Annotated in this window: 16 protein-coding genes; 2 read left to right on the top strand and 14 right to left on the bottom strand. The window is 56.5% G+C overall.

Annotated elements, in window-relative coordinates:
* Positions 1-275 precede the first annotated feature (275 nt).
* Positions 276-1565, top strand: a complete 1290-nt coding sequence (locus ACL2XP_RS07860; RefSeq protein ID WP_413738126.1) for a Zn-dependent hydrolase — start codon at positions 276-278, stop codon at positions 1563-1565.
* A 54-nt stretch (positions 1566-1619) separates the two neighbouring features.
* Here the strand turns inward: ACL2XP_RS07860 and ACL2XP_RS07865 are convergent, their stop codons facing one another.
* The 11 genes from ACL2XP_RS07865 to ACL2XP_RS07915 all read right to left on the bottom strand — a co-directional run bounded on the left by ACL2XP_RS07865 (position 1620) and on the right by ACL2XP_RS07915 (position 10102).
* On the bottom strand, positions 1620-2540 hold the full coding sequence (locus ACL2XP_RS07865) for a PocR ligand-binding domain-containing protein (protein ID WP_413738127.1): 921 nt from the start codon (positions 2538-2540) through the stop codon (positions 1620-1622).
* Between the two features lie 468 nt (positions 2541-3008).
* Positions 3009-4121 (bottom strand): 1-propanol dehydrogenase PduQ, encoded by a 1113-nt coding sequence (locus ACL2XP_RS07870; protein WP_413738128.1) that lies wholly within the window; start codon positions 4119-4121, stop codon positions 3009-3011.
* 18 nt (positions 4122-4139) lie between these two features.
* Complete coding sequence (locus ACL2XP_RS07875; protein ID WP_413738129.1) at positions 4140-5531, bottom strand: aldehyde dehydrogenase family protein; 1392 nt, start codon at positions 5529-5531, stop codon at positions 4140-4142.
* Positions 5518-5703, bottom strand: coding sequence for a hypothetical protein (locus ACL2XP_RS07880; protein ID WP_413738130.1), 186 nt, complete (start codon positions 5701-5703; stop codon positions 5518-5520). Before ACL2XP_RS07880 ends, ACL2XP_RS07875 begins: the two co-directional genes overlap by 14 nt.
* Before the next feature lie 29 nt (positions 5704-5732).
* Entirely contained in the window at positions 5733-6011 is a 279-nt protein-coding gene (locus ACL2XP_RS07885; protein ID WP_413738131.1) for a EutN/CcmL family microcompartment protein, read from the bottom strand.
* Positions 6012-6015: 4 nt separating this feature from the next.
* Positions 6016-6495, bottom strand: a complete 480-nt coding sequence (gene pduM, locus ACL2XP_RS07890; protein WP_413738132.1) for a microcompartment protein PduM — start codon at positions 6493-6495, stop codon at positions 6016-6018.
* Positions 6496-6508: 13 nt separating this feature from the next.
* Positions 6509-7144, bottom strand: a complete 636-nt coding sequence (locus ACL2XP_RS07895; protein ID WP_413738133.1) for a phosphate propanoyltransferase — start codon at positions 7142-7144, stop codon at positions 6509-6511.
* Positions 7145-7149: 5 nt separating this feature from the next.
* Positions 7150-7911 (bottom strand): BMC domain-containing protein, encoded by a 762-nt coding sequence (locus ACL2XP_RS07900; protein WP_413738134.1) that lies wholly within the window; start codon positions 7909-7911, stop codon positions 7150-7152.
* A gap of 30 nt (positions 7912-7941) precedes the next feature.
* Positions 7942-8235 carry a propanediol utilization microcompartment protein PduA gene (gene pduA, locus ACL2XP_RS07905; protein WP_413738135.1) on the bottom strand — a complete coding sequence of 98 codons (294 nt, stop codon included), beginning with the start codon at positions 8233-8235 and terminating at the stop codon, positions 7942-7944.
* Positions 8236-8296: 61 nt separating this feature from the next.
* Positions 8297-9133 carry an MIP/aquaporin family protein gene (locus ACL2XP_RS07910; RefSeq protein ID WP_413738136.1) on the bottom strand — a complete coding sequence of 279 codons (837 nt, stop codon included), beginning with the start codon at positions 9131-9133 and terminating at the stop codon, positions 8297-8299.
* 48 nt (positions 9134-9181) lie between these two features.
* Positions 9182-10102 (bottom strand): glycyl-radical enzyme activating protein, encoded by a 921-nt coding sequence (locus ACL2XP_RS07915; RefSeq protein WP_413738137.1) that lies wholly within the window; start codon positions 10100-10102, stop codon positions 9182-9184.
* On the opposite strand from ACL2XP_RS07915, the gene ACL2XP_RS07920 reads away from it, so the two are divergent.
* Positions 10055-10258 carry a hypothetical protein gene (locus tag ACL2XP_RS07920; RefSeq protein ID WP_413739314.1) on the top strand — a complete coding sequence of 68 codons (204 nt, stop codon included), beginning with the start codon at positions 10055-10057 and terminating at the stop codon, positions 10256-10258. The genes ACL2XP_RS07915 and ACL2XP_RS07920 overlap by 48 nt on opposite strands.
* On the opposite strand, the gene ACL2XP_RS07925 is transcribed toward ACL2XP_RS07920, so the two are convergent.
* From ACL2XP_RS07925 to pduA (ACL2XP_RS07935), 3 genes are read right to left on the bottom strand one after another with little or no spacing between them, the layout of a single operon-like run.
* Positions 10255-12798 carry a glycyl radical protein gene (locus ACL2XP_RS07925; protein WP_413738138.1) on the bottom strand — a complete coding sequence of 848 codons (2544 nt, stop codon included), beginning with the start codon at positions 12796-12798 and terminating at the stop codon, positions 10255-10257. The two genes, ACL2XP_RS07920 and ACL2XP_RS07925, sit on opposite strands and share 4 nt — an antisense overlap.
* 30 nt (positions 12799-12828) lie before the next feature.
* The gene (pduB, locus tag ACL2XP_RS07930) at positions 12829-13644 is read right to left on the bottom strand and encodes a propanediol utilization microcompartment protein PduB (protein WP_413738139.1); all 816 of its coding nucleotides are present in this window, start codon (positions 13642-13644) and stop codon (positions 12829-12831) included.
* The gene (gene pduA / locus ACL2XP_RS07935) at positions 13641-13925 is read right to left on the bottom strand and encodes a propanediol utilization microcompartment protein PduA (protein WP_413738141.1); all 285 of its coding nucleotides are present in this window, start codon (positions 13923-13925) and stop codon (positions 13641-13643) included. The genes pduB and pduA (ACL2XP_RS07935) overlap by 4 nt, the downstream gene beginning before the upstream one ends.
* Positions 13926-13979 lie beyond the last annotated feature (54 nt).

Raw genomic sequence — 13979 nt, forward strand, 5'->3', positions numbered from 1 at the left:
GAACGGCCATAAATTACCAGGTTATGGCCGGTGGTCATCTAACCCTATTTTCCCCCGCATTTCCTTTCCCTGCGAAATTTCGGTTATAACCCGCCTGGGGCGGGGTTGAACTGCCCTGATTTAAGGCGATCCCCGCGCGGCGTTGCACCATCGCGTCTGCCGGCGTTCTCCTGGCCGCGCGTTTTTCAGGGTGAAACAGACAGCGATCTTGGCATGGATCTGGCATGGTCTCTTCATGGATATTTCCCCTTTTGATCGGAGCAAGGATACTGATAATGAATAACGATGTTTTATCCGCCACCGGCGGGGCCAGCGATATCTCGGCCCTGCGCATCAACGGCGAGCGTCTCTGGCAATCCCTGATGGATCTGGCGCAGATTGGCGCTACCCCCAAGGGCGGCGTTTGCCGCCTGACCTTGACCGATCTGGATCGCCAGGGACGCGATCGGGTTGTGGGTTGGGGCAAAGACGCCGGCCTGCAGGTCGCGGTGGATAAAATCGGCAATGTCTTTATGCGCCGCGCCGGGCGCAATAATGCCCTGGCGCCGATTGTCGCCGGCAGCCATATCGACACCCAGCCCACCGGCGGCAAATTTGACGGCAATTTCGGCGTGCTGGCGGCGCTGGAAGTCATCAGGACGCTTAACGACCACCGGATCGAAACCGCAGCGCCGGTGGAAATGGTGTTCTGGACCAACGAAGAGGGATCGCGTTTTGTGCCGGTGATGATGGGGTCCGGCGTGTTCGCCGGCATTTTTCCCCTCGATTTCGCGTATGCCGCGCTGGATGTAGCGGGAAAAAACGTTAAAGACGAACTGGAAAACATCGGCTACGCCGGCCCGCAGCAGCCCGGCGATCATCCCATCGGGGCCTATTTCGAAGCGCATATCGAGCAGGGGCCGGTATTGGAAGATGAAAATATCACCATCGGCGTGGTGCGGGCGGCGCTGGGCATTCGCTGGTATGACTGCGTGGTCACCGGTATGGAATCCCATGCCGGCCCGACGCCCATGGCGCTGCGCAAAGATGCTTTGCAAGTGGCGACCCATATCATGCAGCAGGTGACGACCATCGCCGAGCGTTTCGCCCCCGATGGACGCGGTACCGTCGGCATGGTGCAGGTGCATCCCAATAGCCGTAACGTGGTGCCGGGCAGCGTTAAGTTTTCCATTGATTTTCGCAATATCACCGATGACTTGCTCGACGGGATGGATAGCGCGCTGAAAAGTTTTATCCAGCGGTTGATGGATGAAAGCGGCCTGACCATCGATCTTACCCAGGTGTCCCACTATCCGGCGGCGCCGTTCCATCCCGCCTGTATCGACGCGGTGCGCCGCGCCGCCCGGGCGCTGGGCTATTCACAGCGCGATATCGTCTCGGGCGCCGGCCATGACGCGGTGTATATGGCCGGGCTGGTCCCCACCGGCATGATTTTTATTCCCTGCAAAGACGGCATCAGCCATAACGAAATCGAGTATGCGTCGCCGGAACACGTGGCGGCCGGGGCCAATGTGCTGCTTCACGCGGTGCTGGAGCAAGCCGCCGCCGTCGGCCGGGGCGAATAACCGGCTATTGCGCGCGCCGGCGATTGCATGGCCGGCGCGCGGGGGGAGGTGGCGTCACACGGAGATCTGGGGGATATAAAAGGGTTTCGGCTCAATTTGATTGGCGGTGGTTTGCCGGAATACTTTCGGCGACAGGCCATAGCTTTTTTTAAATGAGCGGGCGAAATAGGGACTATCGCAAAAACCGACATTCCTGGCGATTTTTTCTATGCTCCATTCCGTTCTTTCGAGCAAATAACGTGCTTCTTCCATTCTTTTATTATTTAAATAAGAATTGAATCCTACGCCAAGCAAACGTTTGAATAAGCGCGAAAAATAAAATTGACTCAAATTAGCCATCGTGGCCATTTGCTCAAGACTAAGATTGTCGGAAAAATTCTTATTAATATAGTTGACTATTTTTTCTATTTTAGCGCGATGAATATCCGGCGTACCTACATAAATTTCGCTGTCGTCATCCGTTTCTTTGCTTTTTATTATGCGCACATCGTATTGCTTGCAAAGATAATTCTCGACAATAACATTCAATAACTGCGCGGCGGCCTGCACTTTCATCAGATTCATGACGGGAACTTCATGATAAAGATCGGCCAGCCGTGACTTTTTCCGCACGTCGTTATTTTCCCTGAGAATGTTGGGAACCGGGGAATCATCCGCCACGCGGGCCTGACCGCAGGCCAAAAAACCCACCATGCTGTCATTGATGACGATAGGTATGGAAAAATCCACCAATCCGGCATGGCAGCGGTAGCAGTTGACTTGCTTTATCTTGGAGCTCTCCAGACCGCCGTTGCGATCGCATTGCTGGCAGTAGGGATAAAACTCGGCGGTTTTTCTGACGTGCTGGCAGAAAGGCGTAAAGTTATACCAGGGCGAGATCTCCTTGCCGTTAATATCAACCACAACAGAACCCAACCCGGTGGCGTAGGCAAAATCATACGAGATCTTATCAATAATGTCTTTGGATGGTCGCATATTTTAACCTCTGTTGCTCAGGTTATTCATTAACATATCTTACGAATTATCCAATTTATGCCAATCCGGAAGATAGCCCTTGTTCATTATTTAATAGCAAGAGTCACTCCATTAACATTATACTATCCAATATAATTTCGGTAATAGGATAAAAATCACACTTTGCCGCGGAATTTCCGATTGACAAGGCGTTTATAACATAAAAGGCGGCGGCCATTGAGAACGCCCCAGATAAAATTGATGTATAATAATTATTCCTTTAGTTAATCTGATCTTCATTCGCGTAAAATTGATCCACAATAATAAATTGCGGCCATAATCTTGGTGAAATAAACTGACGCTTACCAATATCCACATTTAGCCATGTGTGTTAAAAAGCTGTTATTCATACATTTAGCCTGCCGGCGCGGCCATTTTTTCCGTTATACCTGGCTTATTAGCCGCTCATTGGAATACATCGGCGCTGCGCTATATGATTGAGCAAATGATCCCTTTTATCTCCGCGTCCCCGGCCGGCAGCGGATTGCTTGCCAATGTCGCGTCGCGCAGCGCCGCCGCCGCCATGGCCTCCGTCACCGACAAAATCCGGTCGCGGTCAATATTCAGGGCGGTTAATGTGCCGGCCATGTTCAACTGCTGCATTAAATTACTTAAATGATTAATCAGCTTCGCCACGCAATATTCATCCATCGACTGAAAGTTGGCCAGGCCGCAGAGTTTGCTTAACCGCGCATATTTGGCGCGGGCGATTTTATCCCGGCTGTTATAGCGGATCACATGGCAAAGCAGCAGGGCGTTGGCCAAACCGTGCGGAATATGCAATTGCCCGCCCAACTGGTGGGCGATGGCATGGTTCAAGCCCAATCCCGCCTGGCTGAATGCCATTCCCGCCAGCGTGGAGGCGTTATGCATTTTTTCCCGCGCTTCGGACTGCCGGCCGTCCCGGTACGCCTGCGGCAAAAAACGCAATACCAGCCGCACCGCCTTCTCGGCCAAGGCATCGGTAAAATCGGTGGCGCCGGTGGCGACATAGGCTTCCAGCGCGTGGGTCAGCACGTCCAGGCCGGTATTGGCCGTTACCGCCGGCGGTACGCTCATGACCAATCTGGGCTCAAGCAGGGCAATATCCGGATAGAGGCTGTCATCAAATAACGGATATTTCACATGGGTCGATGGATCGCCGATCACGCAGGCGCTGGTCACCTCGGACCCCGTACCGCTGGTGGTGGGAATGGCGATAAAGGTTTCAATCGTCATTCCCTGCTTGCGGCCAAAGAAAATAATCGCTTTGGCGGAATCCAGCGCCGAGCCCCCGCCAAATCCGATCACCACCTGCGGCTGAATCTTTTCCATGGCGGTGATACCGGCGATCACCGTGGCGATGGGCGGGTCGGGGATAATATCGGTAAATAGCGCCGTGGTATTATCCGGGGCGATTTCACCCATGATCATCTTCAGGTTTTCGCTGCCGGCCAGAAAGCCGTCGCATACAATCCAGATACGCTTGCCATGGAGCGTCCGTAACCAGGACAAACTGTCGGCGCCGCTGTGTATACGGGTTTTTACCGTAAATATTGCCATACTTTGCCTCTTTTTCCCCTAGCGAATGGAAAACCCGTTGGTCAGTACGCACCGGCGGCTACGGGCGAAGGTATGCGCGGCAGTGGTGCCCTCGCCGGTGGGCGTGGCAATGGTAAACGTGGTGAAGCCTTCGGCGTCGATGCCCAATCCGGCGTATGAAGGGCCGTTTTTGACAAAAATCGAGGTTTGCATCAATTTGGCCGCGCGGTTTAACCGGCTGACGTTTTGTGAATGCATGATAGCGGTGTGGTGCAGATTATTTTCCACCAGCAGCGCCAGCGCCAGGCCGGTTTCAAAATCCTTGACCCGCACGATGGGCAATAGGGGCATGAGCTGTTCCACCAATACCAGCGGATCGTCCTCGCCCACCTCCACGATAATCAGTCGCGGCGTCGCCGGCGCGCTCAGACCCGCCGCCTGTAAAATCACCGCCGGGCTTTTGCCGACCAATTTTTTATTGGCCTCGCCTTTATCGGTGATCGCCGCCTGCCGCAATTTGGCCACATCGGCGGGGGAAGAGATCAGCAGCGCGCCATTTTTTTGCATATTTTCAATGAGCCGGTCGGCGATGCTATCGACCACGATAACGCTTTTTTCCGCGATACACAGAACGTTGTGGTCAAAGGACGCGCCGTCGACGATATCCTTGGCCGCTTTGATCGGGCAGGCGGTTTCGTCGACCAGCACCGGCGGATTGCCCGGGCCGGCCCCGATGACTTTTTTGCCGGTTGTCATCGCCATGCCCACAATGGCCGGGCCGCCGGTCACCGCCAGCAGCGCAATGCGCGGATGGGCCATCATTTCGCGCGTGGCATCGAACGTGGGCTCGGCCACCGTGACCACCAGGTTGTGAATGCCGCTGGCGCGATAAACGATCCCCTCGATTTTTTCGATTAGCCAGAGCGATACGCGCTTGGCGCCGGGATGCGGGCTGAAATAGACGGCATTGCCGGCCGCCAGCATGCTGATGGTGTTATTGATAATGGTTTCGGTGGGGTTGGTGCTGGGGGCGATGGCGCCGATCACGCCAAACGGCGACAGCTCGAACAAGACCATGCCGCCGTCGCCGGTCAGGGCGCTGGTGGTTAAGTCTTCTATGCCCGGGGTATTATCCAGCGCCGCCCGGTTCTTATTGATTTTATCCGGCGCATTGCCCATGCCGGTTTCTTCGGCGGCGCGTTCGGACATCTCGCCGATTAGCGGGGAGAGTTCTTCCCGCAGGGCCGCGATGATTTTAGCGCGCAGTTTCAGCGTCTCGGCGGCGTAGCGCGTATAGGCGCCCTGGGCCGCCAGGATCGCATCGCCAACCTGGCCGAAGATGGCGTTCTGCGGTTCTTGGGCGTCGCTCTTGCTATGCAGACTATCGGCAAGAATAGTGCGGATCATGTTTTCCAACTCAGTGCTGTTCATTGTTAACCTCTGATTCAGACCTGTTAATAGCCCGTGGTGTATTGGTATTGTCGTCGTCAACGGCGCTGCCGCCGCCGGCCGATGCCCGATATTGGGCGATTGCCTCGCTGACGGCATAGTCAAGTAATACGCGATGTTCTTGGATTAAAGCCGCAATATCATGGTCCGGCATGTTGTTTCTCCCTGCGGGGGTGGCCGCGGTCAAAAGCGATCGATAGTGTCGATGATGCCGACTATCGCCAGATCGATGGCCTGGTTCGGCTCGGGAAACATCTTTCTGGCCGCCGAACCGCGTGCTACCAGCACCAATTCACCGACGCCCGCGCCTACCGAATCCACGGCGATCTCCGCCGGCGTTTCGCGTAGCGCGGGTCCGCTGCCATCGGTATTGACCCAGGCGATGACCATGAGCTTCTTGCCGAGCAGGGATGCGGATTTTTGCGTCGACACCACCGAACCGATCACTTTTGCCACTTGCATCGTTTTATTCCCGCCATATAAGTTTGATATTCCGTTGTCCCAGAACATCCCGCGCCAGAGGGGTGATAAATGTCCCTCTTTCAATTAATAGCCAGCAGTCGTGTAATAAAATGACGTTGGCGTAGCTGATACTTCCCCGTGCCGCTATATTTACCGGCGTCTCCCATTGATCGACGATCGATACCGGTAAGCGGAATAATTCGCGTAACGGCAGGGCGGCCAATAACTGGCGGTGGATCATCAGACGTAAACGCACGCCGAATGCCCAAGCTTCCAAAATGGTCGCCACGGCCGGATTACGGGCGTCATAAGCCACCAGGCTATGGACAAAACCCAAATCGGGTAATTGCAAATATAACTGTGCGTGGTGCAAATAAACGGTCTTGGATAAACCGGCGGCCAATTCGGTCATATTGACCAGCCGGGTGTTCTTTTCCCGCTGTTGCAGTATGGCGATCACCCTGGCCACGATGGAGTCGAGCATCGGTTCACCTCGGTTACGGCTGCGCGAGGATAAGTCGTGCCGTGGATTTACCCTCGCCGATATCCGCCGCGTTGGCTTCGTCGGTATCGATATGCATTTCCAGGCGCATACCGTCGGCCACGCGGATGGCAACGTCATCGAAGATCAGCTTTCTGCCGGTGCCGCTAATTTCGACTTTGACGTTCTCGCCCTGGCTTACGCCGAATATCGCGGCATCCAGCGGCGACATATGGATATGCCGCCGGGCGATAATGACCCCCGTATCCAGGGTGATTTCGCCGCTATCGCCGATTAGGGTTATGCCGGCGGTGCCCTGCAAGTTTCCCGATAACCGCAGCGGCGCCGTGATGCCAAGCAGCCGGGCATCGGTGCGGGAGATCTCGATTTGCGATTGTTCGCGCAACGGCCCCAATATCCGCACCCCGGTTAGCCGGCCCTTGGGTCCTTTTAGCGTGAGGGTCTGTTCGGCGGCAAACTGGCCCGGTTGCAGCAGGTTTTTTTTAACCGCAAGCGGTTGCTGCGCAAACAGGCGTTGATAATCCCGCGCAGATAAATGCACGTGCCGATTGGATATTCCCACGGGAATAAACCGCTGCCGCATTTGTGCTATAACGCGGCCGGCCAGCAACGTAATCTGATCGTTATCCATTCGTTTTACCTCAATAACTCTTTTTGGTGATGAATACATCGGTTGCGGGGTTCACCCTTGCTTCTGGCACATGAAGGATCGCCGCAGAGATTGCACGTCGGTTTGGCCGCCGCGGGCCGGTCCGCTACCGCGACAGCGGGTTCGGCGGCTACTGTCCCCAGCGTCCGCGCCGTACCGGCCAGGGGTAATGTGTCTTCAGCCATCGTGGTTTCCACGCCGGCAAAAGGCGATTCGGCCGCCTGTTGGAATATGGCCGGCAGCGATGACGCCGGTTCGGCGGCCCGCGGCGAAGTCGCCGGCGGGGGTGCGGCCGGCCCGGCGAATTCCCTGCCTGCCTCCGGCCGGGAGACCACCGGTTCGGCTATCTCCGGGGATATCGCCGGCACAGGCGCCACCGGTTCGGCTATCTCCGGGGATATCGCCGGCACAGGCGCCGCCGGTTCGGCTATCTCCGGGGTTGCGGCCGGCGGCCGTACCGCCGCGGCGCGCCGGCGATACGCCATGGCCAGCGCCCGGGTCCCGTCGGCGGGGCGCGCGATGATGGTGCTGGCAATAAACCCCCGGCTACGCCGGGCGGTTTCCTCGCCGGCCGCCAGCGCCGCGCCTACCGCGGCGACATCGCCGTTGATTTTTACCAGCAACCAGCCGAGTCCTTCGGTCCGCTCCACCCCCACCAACCCGATCGATGCGGCTTTCGCCATCACGTCGGCGACGGTGATGGCCAGCGCCAGCCCCGACACTTCGATTAAGCCCAGAGAATGTTGCATTTGGTTCGCCCTCATCCTGGATAACATGGCTTACTCAGCGGCGATCGGCGCCGATAACGCGGGTAGCAGCACTTCCACGTCCATATGCGGGCGCGGAATAACATGCGTGGATTTTACTTCGCCGACATTGGCCGCCGCCGCCGCGCCGGCTTCCACCGCGGCCTTAACCGCCCCGACGTCGCCGCGCACCATTACCGTAACCAGGCCGGAACCGATTTTTTCGTAACCCGCCAATTGAACGTTCGCCGATTTCACCATGGCATCCGCGCCGACAATCGCGCCGATCAGTCCGTGGGTTTCAACCATGCCAAGTGCATTGTTCATTTATTTACTTCTCCTGAATTCACTGCGTTAGGTTAACTCCCGGTACGGTTCCCTTGGCGGGCTAAACGTTCTGGCGCCGGGGCAAGGAATCGCTATGTTCATCCCGCGCTTTGCCGGGCCGCAGTTTGCCGATCAGGCCGCGGTAAAGCGCCGCGCCGATGCAGGCGCCGACAATCGGGGCGATAATGGGGATAATGAAATAGGGTATGTCGCGTCCCCCGGTGAGCGAGACGTCGCCCCAGCCAGCCAGGAAACTAAATAGCCGGGGGCCGAAATCACGCGCCGGATTGAGCGCGAAGCCGGTCAATGCGCCGATGGCTACGCCTATAATGGCGACCGACACGCCGATAAGTAACGGCGCCAGGGGGCCACGCGGCACGCCGTTGCCGTCGTCGGTCAGCGCCATGATCAGGCACATCAGCGTCAGCGTACCGATCGTTTCGCTGGCAAACGCCTGCACCAGATTGATGGAGGCATGGGGATACGTACTGAATATGCCGGCCTGCGCCAGACTTTCCATACTGCCGCGCTGAATGTGATGGGCCAATTCGAAATCGATAAACAAATTATAATAAAGCAGGTAGGCCACCATCGCGCCGCCAAAGGCGCCCAGCGTCTGGGCAACGATATAGGGCAGAACTTTTTTACGGTCAAAATTGCCGAATAGCCACAAAGCGATGCTGACCGCCGGATTAAGATGGCCGCCGGAAATTCCCGCGGTCAGGTAAACCCCGAGCGAAACGCTTAACCCCCAGACAATGCAAATTTCCCACAGGCCGAAACTGGCCCCGGCCAGCCGGCTTGCCGCCAGGCAACTGATACCGAGAAATAAAAATAATCCGGTACCGAGAAATTCAGCAAAACACTGACATTTTAATGAAGGCGAGAATATGCTCATAATTGAGTCCTGAATAAGATGTTTAACATAATGACTACGTTTTGATCGCTATCCGCCGACAACACATTCTATTCCCAAGGATTCAACCACGCCCTTTAGCCGCAGGAGTTGGTTATCGTCAGGCGCTTTAATATCGATCATGTCGTATTTTCGGCCTAATAACGTATATTTATTCTGACCATAACTGTGATAGGGCAATAAATGTAATCGCGAGACATTTTTTAGATAAGTCACAAAAGTCGCAATGGCCCGGATACTCTGCTCGTCGTCATTAAAATGTGGAATCACCGGCACCCGAATCGCTATATTCTTCGCTAAACCAGAAATAACCAATGCATTGCGTAAAATCACTTCGTTGGGATGGCCGGTAAATTCCTCATGCCGGGCGCTATAAAATGATTTTATATCGAGCAGCAGCAAATCCACCAAGGGTATGACCCGCTCCAGCACCGCTAACGGCGCGATGCCCGTGGATTCCATCGCGGTATGCCAGCCCCGGGCTTGGCAGGCGGCGAGCAGTTCGGCGGTAAACTCCGGCTGCGCCAGCGCCTCGCCGCCGGAAAGCGTGATGCCGCCGCCCGAACGCCGGTAGTGGATTTCATCTTTGCGCAGTTCATCAATAACGGCCGCCACCGTCATTTTTTTGCCTGACAGCACCATCGCCGCCGCCGGACAAACGCTGGCGCAGGCGCCGCAATCCGTGCATATAGTGCGGTCGATAAGGCCGGGGCGGTGCGGATCGATGGCATGGACGGGGCACGCGGCTACGCAGCTTGCGCAATGAATACAGTTTTTCTCATAATAGAAGACCTCCGGCTCAGGCCTTTGGGATTCTGGATTACTGCACCATTTACATGCCAGATAACATCCTTTTAAAAATACAATGGTTCGAATTCCCGGGCCGTCATGTAAGGAGAATTTTTGAATATTAAATACGGTGCCCGTTTTTTCATAATCAATCGCCGCCATGTAATCACCTTTAGAAAAATATTACGTCATGCAACTGGTGTCGCTATTTCAGCGGTCGTTGGGGATTTGACCGCGACAGCAATCCCCGCCGATATCGAACTATCGGTGTTGTTTGCCGTCGCGGAAAAATACCCTTCTGCCGGCCTTAATATTTAAAAGACATGTTCGGTACGCATGATAATGTCATCCTGGACGCCTTTATCCAGTGAAACAAACTGGGCGCTATAACCCGCAACCCGCACCACTAAATCGCGGTATTTTTCCGGTTCCTTCTGGGCGGCCAGTAACGTGGCCCGGTCAACGACGTTGAACTGGACATGCATGCCTTTTTGATCGAAATAGCCGCGTAATAGCGCCGCCAGGTGATGTAAGCCCTCATCGCCCTTCAGCGCCGCCGGATGGAATTTCTGGTTAAACAACGTGCCGTTGGAGGCCAGGAAATGGTCCAGTTTGGCCACCGAATTGGCCGCGGCGGTGGGGCCCGCGGTGTCCATGCCGCGGCTGGGCGAAACGCCGTCGGGCAAAGGTTGTCCCGCCAGGCGGCCGTCCGCCGTCGCGCCGACATTTTCACCGAGCGCCACATTGGCCGAAACCGGGTACAGCCCCGCATGGAAGATCCCCCCGCGCGGGTTAGTGTATTTTTCCACTTCGCGGCAATAAATTTCGGCCCCGACGCGCGCCAGCATATCCACTTCATCGATGTCGTTGCCGAATTTCGGCGCGCCGTTGATCAGCATTTGTCGCAGCGCGGCCATACCGCCGTCAGCGGGTTTGGCCGCGCGGGGCGCATCGGCGCCGAGCGCGGACAGCGCCTGCACGCCGCTCTCGCCGAGCACCTTCTTCACCGCCTCCAGCACCAGATTATAGGCGGCGTCTTTTTCCAGGCCGCTGCCGGCAGGCGCCGGCGCGGTCTCGGCCGCGCCGACGGGAATGCCGAAGTTGGCGTCAAGCGCCGCTTTCAGATGAGCGAGTGACAGTTTGCCTTCGTCAAATACCAGGCGCTTTATCGCCATCAGCGAGTCGCCGACGTTGGCGACGCCCACACCCTGCGGTCCGGTGAAATTATAGTGCGCGCCGCCTTCCTGCACGGTCTTGCCGCGGCCGATACAGTCGTCGACCATGCTGGAGAGGAATGGCAGGGGCGCGCGTTCCGCATGCGCCAGGTCCACGCTGTTGTCGGCTACCGCCAGATGGTAGACAAAATACTCATTTTGTTTGCGATAGGCGTCGATAATGTCATCGATGCTATGAAAGGATGTCAGCTCGCCCGTTTGCGGTCCCAGCTGTTTGTTGCCGCTGCGGCCGTTGTTTAGCGCAATTTCCAGCACCTTGCTCATATTATAAAATGCGGCGTCGTGCCAGCCTTCGGTTTTACCCGGTTTTTGCGGCTCAACGCAGCCGATAATGCCGTAGTCGCGCGCATCCTCCAGCGTCAGGCCGCGGTTGACCAGCGCCGGGATAACCACTTCATCGTTATAATAAGCCGGGATGCCCATGCCCATCCGGCTGATTTCGCAGGCCTTGAGCAATAAATCATCCGGTGATTTCGACCACATGCGCACCGATAGCGAAGGCTCGTGCAGCCGTACATGGGCAGTGGCGGCCATCGCCATAAACGACAACCGGTTGGTGGCGTCCTGGCCGCCGCGGGTCTGGCCGCCGACAATCAGATTCTGGAACATGGGATAACCGCCGAAACCCTTGGTGGAACCCTCGTCGCGTACCTTGTTGATGTCGTTGAATTTCACCCACAGGCAATCCAGCAACTCCTGGGCCTGTTCGTCGCCCAGTGATTTGTCCTGTTCAAGGAACGGGAACATATACTGATCGAAGCGGGCCGGGGAGATGGAGTGGCCGTTGGATTCCAGCTGAATGATGGCATGGGCGAACCAGAACGACTGGCAGGCTTCATGGAAGTTCCCGGCGCCGTTTTCCGGCACCCGTTCGCAAATCTGGGCAATATCAAGCAATTCTTTTTGCCGTTCGGGACCGGCGCCCTGGGCGCTGGCGCGGGCTTTGGCCGCATAACGGTGGGCGAAATGAATCGCGGCGTTACAGGCGATAATGACCGCTTTATAAAACGACTCTTGTTTAATGTAGGCCGGATCGGTTTTATCCGCGGCCGACATCGCCGCGATGGTTTCCTGGATGATGCCTTTATAGCCTTTGTTCAATACCTTGGCATAATCCACGGCGACATGGCCTACGCCGTTAAAATAGTAATTTCCCACCGTGAAGATATTTTCCGCCATGCATTCCCGCGTCTGCGCGAGCATATAGGACGTGGCCAGTTCATTGGTGGTTTTGCCCTGCCAATAAGGGAATAGGGCGGTTAATTCCTGTTTTGCCTGTTCAGAAATAGTGAATCGGTCGCCCTTGCGTAAATTCAGGCGTTCGAATTCATCTTTAATCCAGATATTGGAATACTCGGGATAGATTTGCGCCGAATGCGGCGCGACGGTCAGGCTGCCGACGATTAATTCGCCGTCCCGGATGGTCACCGGCAGTTCCGCCAGGATTTTTTCCAGCGCTTTTGCCCGGCGAATCACCATCGGCAGCGCTTCCGTTTCCCGATAGGACTCAGTAATCAGCCGGGCGCGGTCGGTTTCAATGCAGGGGGTGGTGTCGAGGATCTGTTCGCGCAGCGCCGCTACCCGCCGGGTCGGTTCGCCAAAACCCTGTGATATAAGACTCATTTTATGTTCTCCGCATCAAAGCAACACTGGTTAAATGTAAGGTGTCGTGGCCGAAGGCGCTTCGCCGCCCATGGTTTCCAATAACACCAGGCCGATTTCACGCGCCGAGCGGACCGCCTGGCGAACCGCGCCGGAGTCGCCGGAAACGATCAGAATCACCTCATTGGTGAAACTGGTGCCCTTGGCCGGGGAGCTATAGGCCACGACGTCCACATTTGCCGCTTTAATGGCGGTATCAGCCATCAGCACCCCGATGGCGGCGGGCGCGCCGACAATCACGCCGCAGGCCCTGCCCAACGGCGCGCCAAACGCTTTTTCCAGCGCATAGCTGGCGCGCGCGGTGTATTGCAGTTCTACATGGCCGGCGTCATTGCTGTAGATATCGCCGAAAGTGCGATCCAATTCGTTAAGCGCCACTTCAACCGCCCGCTTTACGTCGGAGACATCCTGGCCGCCGAACAACACCAAAGAACCGTGGCCGGCGCCGCCTTTGGTGTCGCGCGCCAGTTCAATCGCCACGACTTCGGTATTGGTGGCCTTGACGGCTTCGTCCGCCGCCATGATTTGCGGGCCGGCGCCGGTGCGGGCGCCCAGAATGCCGATGGAACGGTATTTTTTTTCCAGATGCATGGCTTCCAGCAGCGCGCTGTCGACGTTGGCGATGACCAGGCCGATAGAGTCGCCGACGGCGGTGCCGACAAATTCGGTTAACGAGCACATTTTCTCTGACATAATGGAGTCCGCCTGGGATCTGTTGTGTTGAGGCGTCGCGGTCGGGGCCTTTTGTTCGCCCACTTTCCCGAGCACCTCGGCGATAATAGTGTCGACAAGGTTATCGGTACTCATTCTCTAAGCCCCTTTGGCAGCAAATTCTCAACGTCGGAGTGAGGACGGGGGATGACGTGCGTGGCGATCACATCGCCGATCTGGCGGGCTGAGGCGCAGCCGGCGTCGGTGGCGGCTTTTACCGCACCAACATCGCCGCGCACGAATACCGTCACCAAGCCCGAGCCTATTTTTTCGTAGCCAATCAGTACGACGTTGGCCGATTTGACCATTGCATCCGCCGCTTCTATCGCCGCGGTTAATCCTTTGGTCTCTACCATACCTAACGCTTCTTGTTGCATGTTATTCTCCTGGGCGCAAATCGTGGGGAGGGGATAAAATTCACGCAAGTAGGG

Source organism: Sodalis sp. RH21 (assembly GCF_047324175.1).
Classification (GTDB): Bacteria; Pseudomonadota; Gammaproteobacteria; order Enterobacterales; family Enterobacteriaceae; genus Acerihabitans.

Bases quoted from the DNA above. Each gene is read 5' to 3' on its own strand.
- ACL2XP_RS07870 (WP_413738128.1), bottom strand. From the start codon at position 4,121: ATGGCAATATTTACGGTAAAAACCCGTATACACAGCGGCGCCGACAGT.
- ACL2XP_RS07915 (WP_413738137.1), bottom strand. From the start codon at position 10,102: ATGGCGGCGATTGATTATGAAAAAACGGGCACCGTATTTAATATTCAA.
- pduA (WP_413738135.1), bottom strand. From the start codon at position 8,235: ATGAACAATGCACTTGGCATGGTTGAAACCCACGGACTGATCGGCGCG.
- ACL2XP_RS07880 (WP_413738130.1), bottom strand. From the start codon at position 5,703: ATGCCGGACCATGATATTGCGGCTTTAATCCAAGAACATCGCGTATTA.
- pduB (WP_413738139.1), bottom strand. From the start codon at position 13,644: ATGAGTACCGATAACCTTGTCGACACTATTATCGCCGAGGTGCTCGGG.
- ACL2XP_RS07875 (WP_413738129.1), bottom strand. From the start codon at position 5,531: ATGAACAGCACTGAGTTGGAAAACATGATCCGCACTATTCTTGCCGAT.
- pduA (WP_413738141.1), bottom strand. From the start codon at position 13,925: ATGCAACAAGAAGCGTTAGGTATGGTAGAGACCAAAGGATTAACCGCG.
- ACL2XP_RS07910 (WP_413738136.1), bottom strand. From the start codon at position 9,133: ATGAGCATATTCTCGCCTTCATTAAAATGTCAGTGTTTTGCTGAATTT.
- pduM (WP_413738132.1), bottom strand. From the start codon at position 6,495: ATGCTCGACTCCATCGTGGCCAGGGTGATCGCCATACTGCAACAGCGG.
- ACL2XP_RS07885 (WP_413738131.1), bottom strand. From the start codon at position 6,011: ATGCAAGTGGCAAAAGTGATCGGTTCGGTGGTGTCGACGCAAAAATCC.
- ACL2XP_RS07895 (WP_413738133.1), bottom strand. From the start codon at position 7,144: ATGGATAACGATCAGATTACGTTGCTGGCCGGCCGCGTTATAGCACAA.
- ACL2XP_RS07900 (WP_413738134.1), bottom strand. From the start codon at position 7,911: ATGCAACATTCTCTGGGCTTAATCGAAGTGTCGGGGCTGGCGCTGGCC.
- ACL2XP_RS07925 (WP_413738138.1), bottom strand. From the start codon at position 12,798: ATGAGTCTTATATCACAGGGTTTTGGCGAACCGACCCGGCGGGTAGCG.
- ACL2XP_RS07860 (WP_413738126.1), top strand. From the start codon at position 276: ATGAATAACGATGTTTTATCCGCCACCGGCGGGGCCAGCGATATCTCG.
- ACL2XP_RS07865 (WP_413738127.1), bottom strand. From the start codon at position 2,540: ATGCGACCATCCAAAGACATTATTGATAAGATCTCGTATGATTTTGCC.